18 protein-coding genes and 2 pseudogenes are annotated in these 20,533 nt (G+C 67.9%); 10 read left to right on the plus strand and 10 right to left on the minus strand.

Annotated features, from left to right (window positions below):
* Positions 1-164 precede the first annotated feature (164 nt).
* Positions 165-411: pseudogene (locus HWX62_RS17405) on the minus strand (NIPSNAP family protein); the annotation flags it as partial.
* Positions 412-517: 106 nt separating this feature from the next.
* Between HWX62_RS17405 and HWX62_RS17410 the strand changes: the two are divergent.
* Positions 518-1,306: a GNAT family N-acetyltransferase gene (locus tag HWX62_RS17410; protein ID WP_175932794.1), complete on the plus strand. Its 789-nt coding sequence runs from the start codon at positions 518-520 to the stop codon at positions 1,304-1,306.
* Between the two features lie 167 nt (positions 1,307-1,473).
* On the opposite strand, the gene HWX62_RS17415 is transcribed toward HWX62_RS17410, so the two are convergent.
* Both HWX62_RS17415 and HWX62_RS17420 read right to left on the minus strand, forming a co-directional pair.
* Entirely contained in the window at positions 1,474-2,832 is a 1,359-nt protein-coding gene (locus tag HWX62_RS17415; protein WP_175932795.1) for a DUF3999 domain-containing protein, read from the minus strand.
* Positions 2,829-5,750 (minus strand): DUF2339 domain-containing protein, encoded by a 2,922-nt coding sequence (locus tag HWX62_RS17420; RefSeq protein ID WP_175985198.1) that lies wholly within the window; start codon positions 5,748-5,750, stop codon positions 2,829-2,831. The genes HWX62_RS17415 and HWX62_RS17420 overlap by 4 nt, the downstream gene beginning before the upstream one ends.
* A 616-nt stretch (positions 5,751-6,366) precedes the next feature.
* Between HWX62_RS17420 and HWX62_RS17425 the strand changes: the two genes are divergently transcribed.
* The 6 genes and pseudogenes from HWX62_RS17425 to HWX62_RS17450 all read left to right on the plus strand — a co-directional run bounded on the left by HWX62_RS17425 (position 6,367) and on the right by HWX62_RS17450 (position 12,380).
* Positions 6,367-6,804 carry a DUF1795 domain-containing protein gene (locus tag HWX62_RS17425; RefSeq protein WP_175931574.1) on the plus strand — a complete coding sequence of 146 codons (438 nt, stop codon included), beginning with the start codon at positions 6,367-6,369 and terminating at the stop codon, positions 6,802-6,804.
* A gap of 311 nt (positions 6,805-7,115) precedes the next feature.
* Positions 7,116-8,416 (plus strand): annotated as a pseudogene (locus HWX62_RS17430) (glycine betaine/L-proline ABC transporter ATP-binding protein); the annotation flags it as partial.
* Positions 8,409-9,305, plus strand: coding sequence for a choline ABC transporter permease subunit (gene choW / locus HWX62_RS17435; protein ID WP_125331573.1), 897 nt, complete (start codon positions 8,409-8,411; stop codon positions 9,303-9,305). The pseudogene HWX62_RS17430 and the gene choW, both read left to right, overlap by 8 nt.
* A gap of 107 nt (positions 9,306-9,412) precedes the next feature.
* The gene (locus HWX62_RS17440) at positions 9,413-10,411 is read left to right on the plus strand and encodes a GlxA family transcriptional regulator (protein WP_175931573.1); all 999 of its coding nucleotides are present in this window, start codon (positions 9,413-9,415) and stop codon (positions 10,409-10,411) included.
* Positions 10,412-10,514: 103 nt separating this feature from the next.
* Positions 10,515-11,462 carry a choline ABC transporter substrate-binding protein gene (locus HWX62_RS17445; RefSeq protein ID WP_175931572.1) on the plus strand — a complete coding sequence of 316 codons (948 nt, stop codon included), beginning with the start codon at positions 10,515-10,517 and terminating at the stop codon, positions 11,460-11,462.
* Between the two features lie 291 nt (positions 11,463-11,753).
* On the plus strand, positions 11,754-12,380 hold the full coding sequence (locus HWX62_RS17450; RefSeq protein ID WP_175931571.1) for a trimeric intracellular cation channel family protein: 627 nt from the start codon (positions 11,754-11,756) through the stop codon (positions 12,378-12,380).
* Between the two features lie 9 nt (positions 12,381-12,389).
* On the opposite strand, the gene HWX62_RS17455 is transcribed toward HWX62_RS17450, so the two are convergent.
* The gene (locus HWX62_RS17455) at positions 12,390-12,815 is read right to left on the minus strand and encodes a PACE efflux transporter (RefSeq protein WP_175931570.1); all 426 of its coding nucleotides are present in this window, start codon (positions 12,813-12,815) and stop codon (positions 12,390-12,392) included.
* A 138-nt stretch (positions 12,816-12,953) separates the two neighbouring features.
* Here HWX62_RS17455 and HWX62_RS17460 point away from each other — a divergent pair, with 138 nt between their 5' ends.
* Positions 12,954-13,898: a LysR substrate-binding domain-containing protein gene (locus HWX62_RS17460; protein ID WP_175931569.1), complete on the plus strand. Its 945-nt coding sequence runs from the start codon at positions 12,954-12,956 to the stop codon at positions 13,896-13,898.
* Here the strand turns inward: HWX62_RS17460 and HWX62_RS17465 are convergent.
* From HWX62_RS17465 to HWX62_RS17475, 3 genes are all read right to left on the minus strand, one after another.
* Positions 13,885-15,033: an exo-alpha-sialidase gene (locus HWX62_RS17465; protein WP_175931568.1), complete on the minus strand. Its 1,149-nt coding sequence runs from the start codon at positions 15,031-15,033 to the stop codon at positions 13,885-13,887. The genes HWX62_RS17460 and HWX62_RS17465 overlap by 14 nt on opposite strands.
* A 73-nt stretch (positions 15,034-15,106) precedes the next feature.
* Entirely contained in the window at positions 15,107-15,376 is a 270-nt protein-coding gene (locus tag HWX62_RS17470) for a MoaD/ThiS family protein (RefSeq protein WP_175931582.1), read from the minus strand.
* 101 nt (positions 15,377-15,477) lie between these two features.
* Positions 15,478-16,167: an aspartyl/asparaginyl beta-hydroxylase domain-containing protein gene (locus tag HWX62_RS17475; RefSeq protein WP_175931567.1), complete on the minus strand. Its 690-nt coding sequence runs from the start codon at positions 16,165-16,167 to the stop codon at positions 15,478-15,480.
* Between the two features lie 211 nt (positions 16,168-16,378).
* Between HWX62_RS17475 and HWX62_RS17480 the strand changes: the two genes are divergently transcribed.
* Together HWX62_RS17480 and HWX62_RS17485 are read left to right on the plus strand one after the other, a co-directional pair.
* On the plus strand, positions 16,379-16,723 hold the full coding sequence (locus tag HWX62_RS17480) for a DUF4148 domain-containing protein (RefSeq protein WP_175931566.1): 345 nt from the start codon (positions 16,379-16,381) through the stop codon (positions 16,721-16,723).
* 71 nt (positions 16,724-16,794) lie between these two features.
* Positions 16,795-17,070, plus strand: coding sequence for a DUF4148 domain-containing protein (locus HWX62_RS17485; RefSeq protein ID WP_175931565.1), 276 nt, complete (start codon positions 16,795-16,797; stop codon positions 17,068-17,070).
* Positions 17,071-17,322: 252 nt separating this feature from the next.
* Here HWX62_RS17485 and denD read toward each other — a convergent pair whose 3' ends face one another.
* From denD to HWX62_RS17500, 3 genes are all read right to left on the minus strand, one after another.
* Entirely contained in the window at positions 17,323-18,294 is a 972-nt protein-coding gene (gene denD, locus HWX62_RS17490; protein ID WP_175931564.1) for a D-erythronate dehydrogenase, read from the minus strand.
* A 28-nt stretch (positions 18,295-18,322) separates the two neighbouring features.
* Complete coding sequence (otnI, locus tag HWX62_RS17495) at positions 18,323-19,099, minus strand: 2-oxo-tetronate isomerase (RefSeq protein WP_175931563.1); 777 nt, start codon at positions 19,097-19,099, stop codon at positions 18,323-18,325.
* A gap of 67 nt (positions 19,100-19,166) precedes the next feature.
* Positions 19,167-20,492, minus strand: a complete 1,326-nt coding sequence (locus HWX62_RS17500) for an MFS transporter (RefSeq protein ID WP_175931562.1) — start codon at positions 20,490-20,492, stop codon at positions 19,167-19,169.
* Between the last annotated feature and the right edge of the window lie 41 nt (positions 20,493-20,533).

Here is a 20,533-nt window from a genome sequence, read left to right on the forward strand (position 1 = left end):
CAGTGCCTGAAGTGCCTTGCGATCGAGCAATTGCCTCTCCTGACGTCCTTAAAGTCAGGCGTCAGGTTACGCAATTGCTCTCAAACCCTCCACGGTTTCCTGCGATGAACCTTTTTTTCGTCTTCGGCAGGGAAATGGGGCGCGATGCGCGGCGGCGCTGCCCGTTATTCGAACACCGGCCGGAAGAGGCTGCGCTCGTAGCTGACGATGCACCGCGTTTCTTCCGCATAGCGGAACGCGGCCTGGCAGGCCGGATCGTCCTTCGCGCGTTCGCGGTAGCGAGCGCTCGTATTCGGCGAGGCCCGGGAACGAGAACATCGCGAGCGCGATGTTGCTCGCGCCTTCCGACGGCAGGACGTAGCCGCGATGCATGCCGCCGAACTGCTCGACGAGCGGAATCCACATCTCGCCGCAGGTCCCGCCCGCCGCGCTACCCCGGCATTTTTACGACATTTTTTCTTGCGACGGCGACCGGCGCGCTCCTAGACTCCGTGCATCTTCACCACGGAGCATGGCCATGTCGATACCCCGGAACGCGATCGCCGACCGCACCCCTGCCGCGCCGCCTTCGGCGTGCGCCGATCGGGTGATCGTCCGGCGTTTCGATCCGGCAATCGACAGCTATGCAGAACTCACGCCGCTGCTGCACCGCGCGTTCGCGCGGCTCGGTGCGATGGGGCTCAACTGCACGTGCGTGGATCAGGACGAAGCCGTCACGCGCCGCCGCGCGGAAGCGGGCGAGTGCTATGTCGCCGTGTGCGGCGGGCGTGTCGTCGGCACGGCCACGCTGTATGCGACCGATCCGTCGTCGGCCTGCCCGCTGTACCGGCGCGAAGGCGTCGCGAGCGTGCGCCAGGTAGCGGTGGACCCGGCTTGCCAGAGTCGCGGGATCGGCGCGTTGCTGCTGTCGTTCGCCGAGCAGTGGGCCGCGTTGCGCGGCTATGCGTTGCTCGCGCTGGATACCCCGCGGCCTGCCGCGCATCTGCTCGCATTCTATGGCGCGCAGGGTTTCGAGGTGGTCGACGTGATGCGCTTCGCCGGCAAGCGCTACGACAGCGCGATTCTGTGCAAACGGCCCGTTGCACGTCCCGCGCGCCGCGTATCGCCGGCGTCGCGGCTGGCGGCCCGCGTGGCGGCCGTACGGCGTGCCATGCATGCATGGGCGCCGCGCATCGTCGCGATGGCCCGGCACGACATGGGCGTGCGTCGTGCCGGCCGTTTCGCGGCGCGTCGCGCGGCCGGCGCAGCCAGTTGCCGGTCGTCGCCGTGGCGGCCGCGTCAGCACGGCCGCTTCGCGGCCCGATAGCGACGGGCGGGTGCCGGCTCTCGTGCCGCTCGCGCGTCGCGTGGCCTGCGCGGCAGGCCGGGGCACGGACCATTCGATGACGCCGTGCGGTCGCGCATGGCGATGATCCAAAGAACGGCCGCGCTCGATGAATGGCGCGTCAGGCGGCGTGCAAAGGCGTGTGGGCGTCACTCGTCGCGGTGGCGCGTCTCGCCGCCGCCCCTCGCGAGGCGCCATGCGATCGTGCCGAGCACGCCGACGGCCACCACCAGCGCACCCCACAGCACGTAGCGGCGCCCGGCGTCCGCATCGGTGGCGGCCATCGGCGCGACCGCCGACACCGGCAGCGCCGCGCCGACGCGTGCGGGCCGCACTTCGGGCGCCATGCCGACCAGCAGTGCGTCGCGGCTCACGGCCGACGGCACGAGCGATGCGTCGCCCACGCCGAGCGTAAACGGCGGCATGCCGCGCGCGACGAAGGTCAGCGCGGCCGGATGCCAGCCGATCGCGACGCCCGGCTGGCAGCCGCCGAGCCCGCCGTTGCGCATGTCGACGACGATTCGCCACGCATGGTCCGTATTCGCCGAGAACCCGAGCGGCGGATTGCGCTGCTCGCCGCCCTTGGCTTGCAGCCGGAATAACACGGCGCTCGCGACGTCGCGCCACGGCGCTTGCTCATCGGCGCGGCTTTGCAGCATCGCGCGCGCGACGGTGTTCGGCTGCGGCAGGTCGATGCGCACGCGGTCGACGGGGTATGCGCCGTCGGTGTCGAACAGATACTCGCCCGGTGCGCCACCGGCACGTACCCGCACGGCGTCGCGCCACTGGCGCGGCACGGACGCCGTATCGGTGCCGCGTGCGTCGCGCGGATGCGTCTCGACGTCGATCGACGCGATCGACGGCGCGCCGTCGAGCCAGTCCAGCCGCAGGTAGCGCGGCGCCGCGCCGTCGAGCGCGATGCGTTCCTGCACGAGCACGTCGTTGCCGCGGCCGACCTTCAGCAACTGCGTGCTGCCGAGCGGCCGCCAACTGCGCAGGTCGTCGCTGGCTTCGACGGACACGCGCCCCTGGTAGCTGTCGTCGTCCACGTGCACGAGCAGCGCATCGATGCTGCCGTCGGTATGCGACAGGTCGACGAGGTCCGCGCCGCGCCGGGTGCGCGAAGGCGTCGCGACGGCCGCGCGCAGCGCGCCGTCCGGGTCGACCGTCACGCCGAGCGGCGCGCTGCCGTTCTCGGCCCGGGCGGGCGGCAGCGGGAACCAGTGCACCGGCGTGCGGGACGGCGGCACGGCGGGCCCGGCCGCGGCGGGCGCGTCGAGCGAGTATGGCACCGGCTCGCCCGAGCCGTTGAAGATGCGCACGTCGCCGAGATCGTCGCGTCGGCTCGCCGCATACACCGGCTGCGGCACGGTGAGCTGGTAATACGCGGCGCTGCCGTCGAGGTCGAGCGCGAAGCGCTGCGTGACGCGTCCGGCGTTCGGTGCGCCGTCGGCTGCGGCGAACGACGTGAGCAGGCTCAGCCCGAGCAGGGCGGCGAGTCGTTTCATGGCCGCTCGTCCCGTTGCACGGCGGCCCTCGGCGGCAGCGGCGAGAAATAGCCGATCAACAACAGCAGCACGCCGATGCCGATGAACGACACGATGCGCTCGATGCCGGTGACGTGCGACAGGTCGAACAGGAACAGCTTGACGACCGTGAGCGCGAGCAGCGCGGCGCCGACGAACCACAGCGGTCGCAGCCCGCGGCGCGTGGCCCAGATCGTGATCGCGAGCGCGCAGACCGTCCAGTACACGGATACCGACGCCTGCACGAGCGTCGATTCGGCCATCGCGTCGAATTCGTACGGCACGCCGGTCCAGTGATGCAGCGTGCGCAGCATCAGCGCGTTGAACCACAGGAACACGGTACCGATCGCCATATAGCCGACGACGCGCGGGTGCCATGCGATGCCGAGCGCTCTCAAGCGGCGCCGCCACGCGGCGAAGGCGACGAAGACGAGGCCCTGCGCGATGTCGAGCGGATTGAGCAGCGGCAGCCAGAAGAGCGGAGATGCGTCGCCGTCGCTCACCGTGCTGGCGAGGGTCCACAGCCACAGCAACGCGGCGAGCGGCGCGGCGCCCCACACCTGGTACGCGCGCGGGAACGCCGCGACGGGCCAGCGCAGGCGCGAGCCGGGGCCCGACACGACGAGGAGCAGCGCCCCGAAGCCGTACGCCCATGCGCTCCAGCTCCACGCGCCTTCCGGGACGAATGCGCGCAGGCGCCAGAAACCTTCGAGCGACAGCAGCCCGCACAGGGTCCAGAACGCCAGCGTATGCAGCGGCGCGAGGATGGCTGTCGAAACGGAGGGCACGGTTCCGTTCGCCGCAGCGGCGCCGGTCGTGCCGCGCGACTGGCGCCACAGCAGCGCAAGCCCCGCGCCGACGGCCACCGGCCACGCGAACGCGCCCATGCCCGACAGCGGCGCTTCGTGTGCCTCGAACGCGCGCAATGCGAGCAGCGCCAGTACCGGCGTGAGCGCGAGCGCGGGCCATTCGGCGAGCGGCCACGCGAGCCGGCGGCGTGCGACGTGCGCGAGCCACGCGGTGCCGGCCGCGAACAGCGCGGTCGTATCGATAACGAAGCGATCGGCATGCAGGTCGACGTGGCGGCTCGCATGGACGAGGATCTCGTGCAGCCCGCCGCTGATCCACCACAGCAGCCCCCACGCGGCAGCCGCGACACCGATCTCGGGCATCCATGCGTGCCATGCGCGCGCTTCGCCGCGCCCGTGCAGCCACCAGCCGGTGAACAGGCCGGCGAGCGCGATCAGCAGCATCGCGATAGTCGGGCCGTTGAGCACCGGCAGCGCAGCGGTGTCGGCCGGCCCCAGCAGGCTCGTGAAGAACGCGCCGGCCGCGGCGACCTGCATCACCAACCCGAAGCCGAACGCGAGCAGGCGTTTCTGCCGCACGCCAAGCCACACGACGGCCGCGCCTTCGATGGCCCACGCGGCGCTGGTCGTCGGCCCCGAGAACGCGAACGGCACCGCGAGCGTCGCGAAGATGACCGCGAGCGCGAGCATCGATTCGAACAGCAGCCCGAGGCGGTCGCGGCGCCGCGCGAGCCACGCGGCGACCGCGACGTAGAACGCCGACAGCGCGACCGCGCTCCACGCGAGCCCGAACGGCATGCCTTTCACGAGCGACGCCTGCAGCGCGGTCGCGACGATCGGCGTGCCGAACACGAGCGTGCCGTCCACATAGTGCCGCAGCGCGAGTTCGCGTTTCACCGCATACAGCAGCGCGATGCCGACATACATCAGGAAGAACAGGATCAGGAACGGCTCGGTGCTCGCGAACAGCGCGGGGCGATAGGCCGCCACGCCCCACGCGGAGCCGATCGTGAACGTGAACACGAAGCCGAGCAGGTTCAGCGGGCGCCAGGCCTTGAACCACGCGATCGCGAAAATGCCCGCGTTCAGCAGTGCGTAGTAGCTGAACAGCGCGACGTGATTGCCCCGGCCGGTCGACAGCAGGATCGGTGCGAGGAAGCCGCCCGCGCTGCCCATGAACGCGAGCGGCAGCGCGTTCTGCCGCACCGCGAGGAACGCGCTCAGCGCGCAGACCGCGACCATCAGCGGGAACGCGGCGCCGACGGGCAGCAGCGCATAGAGCTTGGTCGCGGCGAAGATCGTCAGGTACAGGATGCCGACGCCGCCGCCTTGCAGCACGAGGCCGTAGGCGGCGCGGCGCGCCCGCACGCGCCAGCCGATCGCGAGCAGCGCGGCCGCGGCGAGCGCCGTGCCCGCGAGGCGGAATTCGATCGGCAGCATGTCGTTGTCGGCCGCGTACTTGAGCAGGAACGCGACGCCGAAGAACAGCACGATGATCCCGACACGCACGACCGTGTTGCCGCCGAGCAGCCAGTCGCGTGCGGCGCGGAACAGGCGATCGGTGATGCCGGGTTCGCGTGGCGCCGGGGCTTCGTGCGTGTTGCGCGTGCCGGTTGTCGCCGAGGCCGCGGCGGCGGGCGGTGCGATCGGTCCGGCAGGCGGCGCGGATGCCGCCGCTCGGGGCATGGATGCGGGGACGGCGCTCGTTGGGGGGATCGCGTACGCATCGCGCGTGGCGACGGGTTGTGCCGGCTGCTGCTGCGGCTCGGGCTGCGGCTGCGCCGGGAATGCGGGTGGCGGGTTGGTTGTCGATACGTTCGCGGACTGGCCCCGCAGTCGGGCGACTTCCTGCGTGAGTGTTTCGACCGCCGCTTCGAGTCGCGCGACACGCTCGGCCAGCGTGCCGGGCGGCTCGTCGCGAAGGGCTGCGGGCGCCTGTGTCCCGGCAGGGCGCTTGCCGCGGTGCAGCCTGCGGCCGATCAGGAACCCGAGCGTCCAGCCCAGCAACGCGCCATACACGGGGGAAAAGTCATGCATCAGGCCGGCGATGCCGCCTGCGATGAAGCCGATCGCGCTCAAGACCCACATCATGGAGTGCGTTCCCTCTTCTTATGGATTTTCGGATCCCACGCGATTAAAAAAGCAGAGGCGCAGTTCATTCACTATGGCCCGTTTTGTCAGGCACATGTCTCGAGAATATCGCCGGCGCAGAGTAGCCGGGAATCTCATCCGTGAATCTAGCATAGCCGGTCGATCGCGCCGTTCGCTTCCCGGGTTTCGTCATCCGACAGGCCGATCCGGTGCGCTTCGTCGCGTCGTCTCGATGCACGGAGGCCAAGGTCGGTCGGCCGACGGACAGATCCGGGATGGGACCACGGAAACGTGGAAACGGGATCGTGTAGCCAGGCCGGTAGTCGACGATTAATTTCGGTATGCTGATTTGAAGTGCGAGTCATCGCGACGAGGGGATGATCGAGTTTTAAATGGAATGAAAAGAAGTGTAAAAGACAGGGCGATTTTACAGTCGGGTATTTATTGAGATGAATTTGGCGGATACCATTTGACGTCATGGGGTCGATTTTCTCGAGAACGACGCGGTCCCGCCGGAAGGGTGTGCAGATCGCCGCAATGGCATACGACGCCTGGGTGATGAGGGGCGCGCATCGCCGTTTGCACCTGACTCCGATAAACCACATTGGGAAATCACATGGATTCACGCTACACCATCGAGGAAGGCAGCGTTGCGCTGCCCAATGGATTCGAAGATCGCTCGACGACCGTTTTCGTGCTGAGCGATGCCAATCTGCCGCCAATCAACTTCAATATCACCCGCGACACGCTGTTGTCGAACGAGACGCTGACGGCATATCTCGATCGTCAGCTCGTGTTGCTCCGGAAGAACCTGCCGGGCTATACGCTGACGCGGCGCGAGCCTGTCACGCTGGGCGGTGAGATCGCCGGTGAACAGTTCAGTGCGATGCAGAAGCACGGTGCCCAGACGATTCACCAGCGACAAGCCGCGTTCATTCATCGGCCCGGCCGCGTGCTGGTTTTTTCCTGCACCGGCGTTCGCCCGTTCGGCGAGACGCAAGATGCGATGTGGCACGACTGGCTCGCGAGTTTCCGCGCGTCGTCGGCACGCTGACGCGAAGGGGCGAGCATGCGGTCATGGCGCGGATGCGGCATGCCCGCATGCTCGTACCCCCGAAGGCGCGCCTCTACACTCGCCATCCTCGCTTCGCGCCGCGCGCGTGTATGAGAGATTTCCCGAACGGACGCTGATTTGTCCGAAAGCGACGCACCCTCCACGCATTCTTCTGCCTTTTGCCGTACCGATGCGGCCACCTCGCACCGCACAACGATCGGCTGCAACCCTCTCCGCTGTTGGCCGCACGCCTGATGCACCGCCGCAAGCCGCGCGCATGGTGCGCACAGTCCCGCCCGCCGGAGCCACCGGCCGCCATCCGCCCATGTCGTATTTGCGCAAGCGTTTGTCGTAATTCGTCGGCAGGCCGGGGTTTTTTCTGGCAACTATGTAGGCACGCTATGACAAGCGCGAGTCCCCGCTACACGAGGAGAAGGTTTCGATGGATGCCCCCAAGGTTGTGGTCGAAGGTCTGTGCAAGGTGTTTGGAAGCAATCCGCAGCAGGCGCTCGACATGCTCGCCGCCGGTGCGACGAAGGACGAAGTGCTCAAGCGCACCGGTCAGGTCGTCGGCGTGCACAACGTCTCCTTCGATGTGCAGGAAGGCGAAATTTTCGTGCTGATGGGCCTGTCGGGTTCCGGCAAGTCCACGCTGATCCGCCTCGTGAACCGGCTGGTCGATCCGAGCGCCGGCAAGGTGCTGATCGACGGGCTCGACGTCGCGTCCGCACGCCGCTCGGCGCTGACCGCGCTGCGCCGCAAGGACATGAGCATGGTGTTCCAGTCGTTCGCGCTCATGCCGCATCGCACCGTCGTGTCGAATGCCGCGTTCGGACTCGAAGTCGCGGGCATGGGCAAGAAGGAGCGCGAGCGCCGTGCGATGGAAGTGCTCGAGCAGGTTGGCCTCGCGCCGTTCTCGCACAAGCTGCCGTCCGAGCTGTCGGGCGGCATGCAGCAGCGCGTCGGCCTCGCCCGCGCGCTCGCCGTCAACCCGTCGCTGATGATCATGGACGAGGCGTTCTCCGCGCTCGATCCGCTCAAGCGCCGCGAAATGCAGGATGTGCTGCTGCAACTGCAGAAGGAGCAGCGCCGCACGATCATGTTCGTGTCGCACGATCTGGAGGAAGCGCTGCGCATCGGCAACCGCATCGCGATCATGGAGGGCGGGCGCCTCGTGCAGGTCGGCACGCCGCAGGACATCATCGCGAATCCGGCCGACGATTACGTGCGCGCATTCTTCGACGGTATCGACACCAGCCGCTACCTCACCGCCGGCGACCTGATGCAGACGGGCGCCGTGCCGCTCGTCTCGAAGTGCGATGCCGCGAACGTCGCGGCTTCGCTGAACGGCAGCGCCGAATACGCGTTCGTGCTCGATGCCCAGCGCAAGATCCGCGGCTTCGTCACGCGCGACGCGATCGGTCAGGACACGCCGTCCGTGCGGCCGATCGAAAGCATCCGGCGCGATGCGTCGCTCGAACATGTCGTCGCGCGCGTCGTCGCGAGCCCGAATGCACTGCCCGTCGTCGACGACGACGGCTGCTACTGCGGCTCGGTCGATCGTGCGCTCATCCTGAAGGCCATCACGCGTTCGCGAGGCTCCCATGTCTGAAATGATTCCGCTCGGCAGCTGGGTCGACCAGTCCGTTCACTACCTGCTCGACCACGACGCGAAGACGTTCGACGCGATCGGTCAAGCGATCGAAGGGCTCGCGGCATTCGTCGAGCACGGCCTGCAGGCGATCCCGATGTGGCTGATGATGGCGATCTTCATCGGCGTCGGGCTGTGGCGGGTGGGCTGGCGCTTCGCGCTGTTCACCGCCGCGTCGCTGCTGCTGATCTTCGCGACCGGCTTCTGGGATCAAACGGTCATCACGCTCGGCCTCACGCTGTCGTCGACGATCATCAGCCTCGTGCTCGGCATTCCGCTCGGCATCTGGGCCGCGAAGAGCAAGTGGGTCGCCGCGATCGTACGCCCGATCCTCGACCTGATGCAGACGATGCCGGCCTTCGTCTACCTGATTCCGGCCGCGATGCTGTTCGGTCTCGGCCGCGTGCCGGGGATCCTGTCGACGGTGATCTTCGCGATGCCGCCCGCGGTGCGCCTCACGAGCCTCGGCATCCGCCACGTGAACCGCGAGATCGTCGAAGCCGGCCAGGCATTCGGCTGCACGCCGTGGCAGTTGCTGTACAAGGTCCAGTTCCCGAACGCACTGCCGTCGATCATGCAGGGCGTGAACCAGACGATCATGATGGCGCTGTCGATGGTGATCATCGCGTCGATGGTCGGCGCGGGCGGTCTCGGCAACGACGTGCTCGCGAGTATCCAGCGCCTCGATATCGGCCTCGGTTTCGAAAGCGGTCTGTCGGTCGTGCTGCTCGCGATCATTCTCGACCGCATCACCGAAAGCTTCGGCCGCGCGCCCGGCACCGTGAAGGCGCCGCTGTTCTCGGGCCTCAAGCAGCTCTTTCGCGTGAAGGCCGCGCCCGCGCAGGCCTGATCTCCGGCGGCTGGCCATGCGCTGGCCGCTCACCCTGAATGGATAACGGCTCCTGCGGCTTCGGCCGCGGAGCTGACCTTCTGCAACCTCCTCGCCAGGAGACCGATGTGACGTCCGCCGTCGCTGTCGCGCCCGCCGCCTGCGTTTCACCGGTTTCGTCCCTCGCCCATTTCGGCTTCCTGACGCTGCCGAACTTCTCGATGATCGCGTTCTCGAGCGCGGTCGAAGTGCTTCGGATGGCGAACTACGTCGGACGGGCGGATCACTACCAGTGGTCGATCTACTCGCTCGACGGCGCGCCCGCGCATGCCAGCAACGGCATCGCGGTGCGGCCCACGCAGGCGCTCGACTACGACAACCTGCCCGACGTGATGATCGTGTGCGGCGGCATCCGCATCCGCGACGTGGTCGACGAGCGCGCGAGAGAGACGCTCGCGGCGCTCGCCGAACGCGGACTGCCGCTCGGCGGCATCTGCACGGGCGCCTATGCGCTGATGTCGAGCGGGCTGCTCGACGGCTATCGCTGCACCGTGCACTGGGAGAACCTGTCCGCGCTGCATTCCGAATTTCCGCAGGTGGGCTTCGCCGACGAGCTGTTCGTCGTCGATCGCGACCGGCTGACCTGCACCGGCGGCACCGCGCCGCTCGACCTGATGCTGAACCTCGTCGGCATGCGGTTCGGCCAGCAACTGGCCGCGCAGGTCTCCGAGCAGTTCATCCTGGAGCGCATCCGCAGTTCGACCGATACGCAGCCGATTCCGGTCGACGCGCGAGTCGGCTTCTCGCGCGCGGAGCTGATCGAGGTCGTGCGGCTGATGGAGGCGAACATCGAGGAGCCGCTGTCGCTCGAGGAACTCGCGCGGCTCGTGCGGCTGTCGCAGCGGCATCTGCAGCGCATGTTCAAGGTGTACCTGAACGTATCGCCGACCCACTACTACCTGACGCTGCGCCTGAAACGCGCGCGCGACCTGCTGCGCACGACCGACGCATCGATCGCGCGTGTCACGACGGTCTGCGGGTTTCATTCGCCGTGTCATTTCAGCAAGGCATACCGCGCGCAGTTCGGCCATGCGCCGAGCTACGAGCGCCGGCTGCCGGGGCGCTGACCGCGGCAATCATTCGGTCCGCGACGCCGCCGGGATCGCGGCGCGCGGCTTCAACAAGCGATCCCGCATTCAAGCAAACGACATCACTTTGAGGAGAAGCAAGATGAAGCGCCTATTGATCGCAGCGGTGTGCGGGATCGGGATGACCGCACCGATGTCGGCCGTGTATGCGGCCGACCCGCCCGTGTGCAAGAACGTGCGCTTCGCCGACGTCGGCTGGTCCGACATCGCCGCGACCACGGGCCTCGCGTCGACGATGCTGCAGGGCCTCGGCTACAACCCGACGAAGACGATCGCGTCGGTGCCGATCACGTTCGCGGGGATCAAGAGCAAGCAGATCGACGTGTTCCTCGGCTACTGGTCGCCGACGATGGACCCGATCATCCAGCCGTTCACGAAGGCCGGCACGATCAAGGTGCTCGCGACGCCGAACCTGACCGGCGCGAAATACACGCTCGCGGTGCCCGACTACGTGTACCAGGGCGGCCTGAAGTCGTTCGCGGACATCCAGAAATACGCGGACAAGCTCAACGGCAAGATCTACGGGATCGAGCCGGGCAACGACGGCAATGCGCTGATCAAGAAGATGATCGACGGCAACCAGTTCGGCCTCGGCAAGTTCAAGCTGGTCGAGTCGAGCGAGGCGGGGATGCTGGTCGAGGTGAATCGCGCGATCCGCGACAAGCAGTGGATCGTGTTCCTCGGCTGGGAACCGCATCCGATGAACGTGCAGATGAAGATCGACTACCTGACCGGCGGCGACGACGTGTTCGGCCCGAACTACGGCGAGGCGAAGGTGCTGACGGCGACGCCGCCCGACTATTCGCAGCGCTGCCCGAACGTCGCGAAGTTCGTGTCGAACCTGCAGTTCACGACGGCGATCGAGAACCACGTGATGGTGCCGATCATGAACAAGCAGGATCCGAACAAGGCCGCCGCCGAATGGCTGAAGGCGAACCCGCAAGCGCTCGACAAGTGGCTGGCCGGCGTGACGACGCTCGACGGCAAGCCGGGGCTGCCGGCGGTGAAGGCGTACCTCGGCGTGCATTGAGCGACGCGTCGGGCCGTGCGGCGGCGACCCGAAACCTGACGTGCATGACGAGCCGGCGCAAGCAGGGTGCCCTGCTGGCGCCGGCTTTTTGCTGCCCGCTTCGCGCTTGGCCCGACCGCCGGCCGGCGATGCGCTAGACTGCTCGATCCCGATCGAGGAGACGGCAATGACCCGCAGCACGCTCGATGCATCCGGATGGCAACCGGCAGCCGCCACGCGGCCGAATGGCGCGACCGTTTCGGCCGGCACCCGCTGCGACGGGGCGATGCCGCACCGCGGCCATCCACGCGCATGAAGCGCATCGACCAGGTCGTGCTCGCCGCCGATCTCGCGGGCACGGCGGTGTTCGCGATCGAGGGCGCCAATGCGGCGATCGGCGCCGGTCTCGACCTGTTCGGGGTGATGGTGCTGTCGCTCGTCGTCGCGCTCGGCGGCGGCGTGATTCGCGACCTGCTGATCGGCGCCCGCCCGCCGAGCGCCGTGAGCGACTGGCGTTATCCGGCGCTCGCGTTCGCGGCCGGGCTGTTCGCGTTCGTGTTCCATGCGCGGGTCGCCGCGTTCCCGCCGTCGCTGCTGACGGCGCTCGATGCGGCCGGCCTCGCGTTGTTCGCGGTCGCGGGGGCAGTGAAGGCGCTCGATTTTCGCGTCCACCCGTTCATTGCCACGCTGATGGGCGCCGTGACCGGCTGCGGGGGCGGCGTCGTGCGCGATGTGCTGCTCGCGCGGATACCGGTCGTGCTGGTCACGGACATCTATGCGAGTGCGGCGCTGCTCGGCGCGGTCGTCGTCGTGTCGTGCCGGCGTCTCGGGTGCCCGCCCGTCGTCGCGGCCGTGCTCGGCGGCGTCGCCTGTTTTGCGCTGCGGATGGCGGCGGTGCGCTTCGGGTGGCAGTTGCCGAAAATCGCCGTGGGGGCGTAAGGGCCCGACTCACGAGTGCTTCGTCGCCGCCGGCACGTCGAACACGCGATCGAATGCCCACTGGAACACGAACGCGTAGCAGAAGAAGAACACGAACAGCCCGATATCGACGACGAACGCGTCGAACCACGAGATGTCGAGCCACCACGACACGACCGGCACGAGGATGAAGATCAGGCCGCCCTCGAATCCGGTCGCATGCAGGATGCGCCGCCCGAGCGTACGCGTCGGCTGCCGGCGCGATGCTTCCCAACGCTCGAACAGCGCGTTGAAGATCATGTTCCACAGCATCGCGATCGCCGACATCGTCGCCGACAGCGCGCCCGAATAGACGAGGTCCTGCTTGAAGATCGCCGCGATTGCGGGCGAGATGCAGGAAATGGCGATCGCTTCGTAGAGCACCGCCTGCGTGATCCTGCGCGGTAGGCCTTGCACGGGGTTCCTCCGGTTCGACGGCGGCGTCATGCCGCGACGTCCCGCAAGGCTAGCCGCGTTGCGTAGCCGCTTCAATTCACCTAATCTCACCCGCATTGAATCGAATTCAACCCGGCCGCATCCGGCCTGCGAGGCTCCGTGTTCTCGAAAATTCCCCTGACCGCGTTGCGTGTATTCGAAGCGTCGGCGCGGCTTGGCACGTTCAAGGCCGCCGCGGACGAGCTGTCCGTGACGCCGGCCGCCGTGTCGCACCAGATCAAGTCGCTCGAAAGCCGCGTCGGCGTGCTGCTGTTCGAGCGCAGCGCGGGCGGCGCGAAGCTGACGGCCGAAGGCGAGCAACTGTTTCGCGCGAGTCACGATGCATTGCTGGCACTGAGCCGCGGGCTCGACGCGGTGCGTCCCGATGCGGCCGGCGAGCGCACGCTCGTGCTGACCACCACGCCCGCGTTTGCGGCGATGTGGCTGATTCCGCGTCTCGGTGCGTTTCGCCGGGTCGATCCGCATCTGCACATCAAGGTCGAAACGGGGAACGCGCTCGTCGATCTCGAACGCGATGCACGGATCGATCTCGCGATTCGCGCGACGGCGCGCAAGTTTCCCGCGTTGCACGAGATCGCGCTGATCGACGAGTATTTCGGTGCGTATGCGGCGGCCGGGTTCGACGCGCATCGCACCGACGCGCCGCTCGACCTGATCGAGACCGTGTGGGATACGCCGCTGCCCGTGTCGGTCGACTGGGCGTCGTGGTGTCGTGCGGCGGGCCGGCAAGCGTGGCTCGAACGCGCGGTGTTTCGCCATTACGACGACGAGCATTACGCATTGCAGGCCGTGCTGCACGGGCAGGGTATCGCGCTGCTCAGCTCCGTGCTGGCCGCCGAGCATGTCGAGCGCGGTGCATTGCTGCCGGTCGACCCCGCGGTGCGGCTCGACGGCGCGCGCTTCGTCGCGCTGTGCCGGCCGGGGCGCGAGCGCGAGCCGCAGGTCAGGCGGTTTCTCGACTGGCTCGAAGCGGAAATCGCGCACACGCGCGACGCGGTGGCGCGGATGGCGGCCGATGACCGCCGCGCCGCTACCCGAAGCTGACGCAATACACCGGCGGCAAGTGTGCCGATATCTGTTGCCAGTGCTCGCCGCCATCGGCGGACGTCCATAACCCGCCGGTCGTCGACGCCATCGCGAGGCGCGTGCCGGAATCGTCCACCGCGAGCCCGTGCCGGTACACGAGGTCGTACGCGGGCGCGGCCGGCAATCCGTTCGACAGGCTTTCGAAACTGCGGCCGCCGTCGCGTGTGCGTGTGACGACGAATCGGCCATTTACCGGGATCCGGCACGCATCCTTCACGGCCGGCACGAACCACGCGGTATCCGGTTCGTGCGGATGCACGGCCACCGCGAAGCCGAAGCTCGACGGTTGCGCTTCGATCCGCCGCCAGTGTTCGCCGCCGTCGGTCGAGCGGAAGATCGCGCAGTGATGCTGCGTCCACAGTACGTCGGGGTTGGCCGCGCACTGCACGACGCGGTGCGGATCCTGCATGTTCGGTTCGCCGCGCCGTTCGGGCGGCATATAGTCGGCTTCCATGCCTTCGGCGGTCACGCGCCATGTCGCGCCGCCGTCCGCGGTCTGCCAGACGCCGCCGCACGAGATGCCGACGGTGACGTGCCGGCTGTCGCGCGGATCGACCATCACCGAATGGATGCCCGGCGCGTCGTACCCGCCGCCGCCCCATTCGGCGCGTTCCGGGCGATCCCACAGCGGGCGGTTAAGGACCCACGAATCGCCGTGGTCGTCCGAGCGGAACAGGCCGCCGGGAATCGTGCCGGCCCACAGCACGCCCGGTTCGTCCGTGCCGCCGGCTTCGAGCGACCAGATTTGCTGAAGGGACCATGGCGGTTGCGGCGATCCGGCCGGCTCGTGGTCGGTGTCGCTGCCGCCTGCGCGCGTGTCGGCACGGACAGGCGACACATCGGCCGGCTGCGGCGGATAGACCGGAACGGCACATTCTTCCCAGTCGGTGGCGCCGGCGCGCAGACGATGCAGCTTCACGCCGAAATGGCCGAGGTTGAGCGCCGCATACAGCGTGCCGTCGCGCGGATCGGCGAGCGCCATGCTGACGGGCTCGCCGACGAAATGCGGTTCGCCGAGCGTCCAGCCGCCGTTACCGTCGGGTGACAGGACGAACAGGCCCTTGCGGGTGGCGACGAGCAGTCGATCGTTCATTTGCGATGTCTCCGGATGGTCCGCCTCGGTACGACGGCACTGGGTATGGGGATGCGCCCGTGCATCGGTCCCTTTATCCGCCGGTGAGCGCCTGCACGACATACACGCGGCTGGTGTCGCCAAGCGCGTCGGACAGGTGTTGCCGGTCGCGGATCGGCTGGCCGTCGATGAACACCGACAGGTGCTTTCGCAGTGCGCCCTGGTCGTCGACGATGTAGCCGCGCAGCCGCGGCTGTTCGCTGAAAATGGTGTCGAATGCTTCGCCGACCGTGTGCGCGTCGATGTCGCGCTCGGGTGTTTCGACATGCCGCTGGATCGACGCGGCGAAGAAGAGGTGCGCCATGGCGGTAGCTGGCAGGAGCCGCACGAAGGGACGGCTTGTAGTGTAGGCGATCCGGTGCATGCCGATAGGTGCATTGAAGGCGCCGTGCAGGGTGGCGGCGGCTACACCGGAATCGACCGCCCCCTGATCCGGATCCCGAGCCGCACGACGCCGATCACCGCATTGGACAGCCACATGAGCCAGCGCGGCATCCCGCGCCGGCGAATGTCGAGCAGCAGCACGATCCGCACTTCGTCGCTGTCGTTCCATACCTCGTGCGTGAACGTGTCGTCCCACAGCAGGAAGCGGCCTTCGTCGAGCCGGTATTCGTGGCCGTCGACCTTCAGCACGGCGGCCGGCGTGCCGTCCGCGCGCTTCGGCATCGACAGCACGAGATAGCCGCGCAGGATGCCGCGAAACGGCCCGCGATGCGGCGGGATGTGCTTGCCGGGCGCGAGGAACGACAGCGATGCGGACAGCACGTCCGGCGACGCCGCGACGAGCGACGCGACGGTCGGGCAGCGCGACAGGTTGCGCGCAAACGGCTGGCCGTACGCCTGCATGATGAACATGCGCCAGTCGCGGGCGTCGTTGGCCGAGATGTCGTACTGCTCGCGCATGATTTCGTGAAAGCGCGGGATGCGCGGCATGTCGCGTGCGACGTCGAGCGCCTCCGCGCGGATCGCGGGCCACGCACGCACGAAACGCTCGGCATCCGGGAATGCGGTCGCGTCGAGCACCGCGCCGCTGTCGATATGGCGGTCGTACAGCGTGCGCAGCAGGGCGGCTGCATGGTCGTAGGCGGCGGACATGGGCGATCGATGGGCGGTCCGGATGAAGTGCTGGTCAGTCTGCCCGAAGCGCGACGGGCATTGCGTTACGTCAGGTTACGCCGGCTGACGAATGAATGACAGTTCGATGAAGGTCCGGCAGGCGCGAATGGACAAGCCGGGAATAAACACAGCCCCTCCGTCGTCATACGGGTGTAGCACGTCGTCTCGTTGACTGATGAAGGAGTGGAACATGAAAACCCAATGGCTGGTAGCCGCCACGGTGGCGGTGGTGTCTCTCGCAGGTGTCGCGACGCAAGCGTCGGCACAGGCGCTCACGCGCGAGCAGGTCCGGCAGGAACTGATCGATGCGGAAAACAACGGGCTGCGCTTCGTGACCGATACGTCGTATCCGGACGTGAGTCCGCTGTTCCAGCAGCAGGCCGGGCGGATGCCGCAGCGGCAGGCCAGCACGGCGGTCGGCAGCGATCCGGCCATGTCGTCCGAAGCCGGCAAGCCGGCGACGATGTCGCCGCATCCGGGTACCGCCGCCTGCGTCGGCCCCGCCAGCTTCTGCACGATCTATTTCGGCAGCTGATCCACCCGCCTGCATGTGCAGGTCATGCTTGTCCCGTGGTTGATCGGTACATCACATTGAAGGAGTTCATGATGAAAACATATATCGCACTACTGACGATGATCGGTACGCTCGTCGGTCAGTCGGCATTCGCCCAATCGACCGCGCCGCTCACGCGTGCGCAGGTTCGCGACGAACTGATGCGCCTCGAAGCGGCCGGGTACGACCCGGCGAAGGGCGACGACGGCGAGTATCCGGCCGACATCCAGGCCGCGGAAGCGAAGCTCGCCGAGCAGGATCGGGCGCGCATGGCGGCGTCGGCCGCGCCGGCGGACGCGCCCGGCATGCCGGCGCCGGTCGGCAACTAGGGGCCGACATGTACCCGTGTTGCGAGAGGCCGTCGGCATCGCGACAGAGCGAGGCACGCGCGCTGCGGGTCGCGCGGATACGAATCGTGTGGAGCGGCGGCGCGGTGTCGTCCCGGCGCCGATGCGCGCTTCATGCCGGCGCGCGCGCTCGACGTGAAGCGTCCGGGTAGGCAGGCGGGCGGGACGCGACGCGCGCCGTGGCGCGTCGGAACAGCGATCGGGCCGCGGCGAGGCGGCCCGACCCGGCCCAAATCAGCGCCGTTCGTCCGCGATATGGCTGCGGATCACGTCCGCGAACGACGTGTCGCCTTTCAGCCCGAGCGCTTGCGCGCGCGACGTATCCCAGCGGCCCGGCCAGCTGCCGACGATCTTCTCGACGCGTTCGTCGGGTATATGGCGGATCAGCTTGACGACCTCGTCGCCCGCGACTTCACGCAGCGCCGCGATCATCTCGTCGACCGATACCGACAGCCCCGGCAGGTTGATCACGCGCCGGTCGCCGAGCTTCGCGCCGTCGATCTCGCACCCGGCGACGAGCGCGTCGATCGCGCCGCGCGGCGACAGCAGCCACAGCCGCGTCGAGCCCGGAACCGGGCACACGCTTTCCTCGCCGTTCAGCGGCTCGCGGATGATGCCGCTCGCGAACGACGACGCGGCTGCGTTCGGGCGGCCGGGCCGTACGCTGATGGTCGGCAGCCGCAGCACGCGGCCGTCGACGAAGCCGCGCCGCGCGTAGTCGCACAGCAGCAGCTCGGCGATCGCCTTCTCCGCGCCGTACGACGATTGCGGATTCAGCGCGGTGTCGTCCTGCACGACGTCGGGCAGCGCGCCGCCGTACACCGCGACGGAGCTCGTGAACACGACGCGCGGCCGGTGGCCGCGCGCGCGGCACACTTCGAGCAGCGTGCGCGACGCGTCGAGGTTGATCCGCATGCCGAGATCGAAATCGGCTTCGGCCTGCCCGCTGACGATCGCCGCGAGGTGGAAGATCGCGCCCGTCTGCGTGTCGATCGCGCTGTCGAGCACCACGCGATCGGCGATGTCGCCGACGATCGACGTCACGCGCGCATCGCCGAAATCGCTGCTCTCGACGACGTCGAGCAGCACCAGCTCGTCGATCTTTTCGCTGCGACCGTCGGGGCCGGTCAGTTCGCCGCGCTCGAGAAGCTTGCGCGCGAGACGCTGGCCGAGAAAGCCGGCGCCGCCGGTGATCAGTACTTTCATGTTCGTTGCCCTGGGTGGAATACGGAAATTACAGGTAAGGCCTGAGCCAGCCGAGGCCTTCCGACGTGCCGGCCTTCGGCCGATATTCGCAGCCGATCCAGCCGTCGTAGCCGAGCGCGTCGATCAGCGCGAACAGGTACGGGTAGTTGAGTTCGCCCACGTCCGGCTCGTGGCGTTCCGGCACGCCCGCGATCTGGATATGGCCGATGCCCGCGAAATCGCGCTTGAGCTTCATCGCGAGATCGCCTTCGACGATCTGGCAGTGGTAGCAGTCGAACTGCACCTTCAGGTTCGGCGCGCCGATTTCCGCGCGGATCGCTTGCGCGTCGTCCTGGCGGCTCAGGAAATAGCCCGGCATGTCGCGTTGGTTGATCGGCTCGATCAGGATCGTGACGCCGTGCGCGGCGGCAGCCTGCGCCGCATGGCGCAGGTTCGCCAGGTAGGTGTCGCGATGGCGTGCGCGGTCGGCGCCCGGCGCGACCATGCCGGCCATCACGTGCAGCTTCCTGTTGCCGATCACGCGCGCATAGTCGAGCGCTTGGTCGATGCCGCGGCGGAATTCGTCCTCGCGGCCCGGCAGCGATGCAATGCCGCGTTCGCCCGCGGCCCAGTCGCCCGGCGGCGCGTTGAACAGCGCCTGTTCGAGGCCGTGCGCGTCGAGGCGCGCGCGGATGTCCTCGGCGGCGAAGTCGTACGGGAACAGGTACTCGACGGCCTTGAAGCCGTCGTGGGCGGCAGCGGCGAAGCGTTCGAGGAACGCATGCTCGGTGTACATCATCGAGAGGTTGGCGGCGAAGCGTGGCATGGCAGCGGGTCCTGTGAATGTATGGGGCGGGGCGCCGCGCGCCCCGCGTCGAATGACGGCGGCCGGATCAGCGGTTCACGAGTTTGGCGGGCGTGAGCCACACGGCGATCGCGCCGATCACGAGCATGCCGGCCAGCACGTACATGCCGGACGACGTGCTGTGCGTGACGTCCTTCAGGTAGCCGATCACGTACGGGCTCGCGAAGCCGGCGAGGTTGCCGACCGAGTTGATGATCGCGATCCCGGCCGCGGCCGCGGAGCCCGCGAGGAACGCGGTCGGCAGCGACCAGAACAGCGGGGCGCAGGTCAGCACGCCGCCTGCCGCGAGCGACAGGAACACGATCGACACCGCCGTATTGTGCGAGTACGACGCGGCGACCGCAAACCCGATCGCGCCCATCAGCGCCGGCACGATCAGGTGCCAGCGGCGTTCGCGGCGCTTGTCCGCGCTGTGGCCGAACAGGTTCATCACGACGATCGCGACGACGAACGGAATCGCCGACAGCAGGCCGATCTGCAGCGTGTCGGTGATGCCGGTCGATTTCACGAGCGTCGGCATCCAGAACGTGAGCCCGTACTGGCCGGTGACGAACGCGAAGTAGATCAGCGACATCCACCACATGCGCGGGTCCGCGAACACGGCCTTCAACGAATGGCCGTGCTGCTGCTGTTCCTGCGGTTGCGCGGCGATTTCGTCCTCGAGCAGCTGCTTCTCGCGCTCGTCGAGCCACTTCGCGCCGCGGATGCTGTTGTCGAGATACAGGATCGTCGCGATGCCGACGAGCACGGCCGGCACGGCCTCGATCATGAACATCCACTGCCAGCCGTGGAAACCCGAGCCGCCGTGAAAGCGCTCCATGATCCAGCCCGACAGCGGGTTGCCGAAGATGCCCGACACCGGAATCGCGGACATGAACACCGCGATGATCTTCGCGCGGCGATGCGACGGGAACCAGTACGTGAGGTACAGGATCACGCCCGGATAGAAGCCGGCTTCCGCGAGGCCGAGCAGGAAGCGCAGCACGTAGAACTGCGTCGGCGTTTTCACGAATGCGAACAGCGCGGACAGCAGCCCCCACGTGATCATGATCCGCGCGATCCAGATGCGCGCGCCGATGCGGTGCATCAGCAGGTTGCTCGGCAGCTCGAACAGGAAGTAGCCGAGGAAGAAGATGCCGGCGCCGAGCCCGAACACGGTTTCGCTGAACGCGAGATCCTGAGACATCTGCAGCTTGGCGAAGCCGACGTTCACGCGGTCGAGATACGCGACCACGTAGCAGAGCATCAGGAACGGCACGATGCGCCAGAACACTTTCTTGTAGGTGCGGTCGAGTTCGCCCGAGTGGGCAGCCGCGGCGGGCGAGCGGCTTGCGGCCGCGTCGAGAGCAGTCATCGTCGTCTCCTGGACTATCGTGTGCCGGCGGCGCGTACGCC

This window comes from Burkholderia sp. BCC0506 (assembly GCF_902833145.1).
In the GTDB taxonomy this organism is placed as follows: domain Bacteria; phylum Pseudomonadota; class Gammaproteobacteria; order Burkholderiales; family Burkholderiaceae; genus Burkholderia.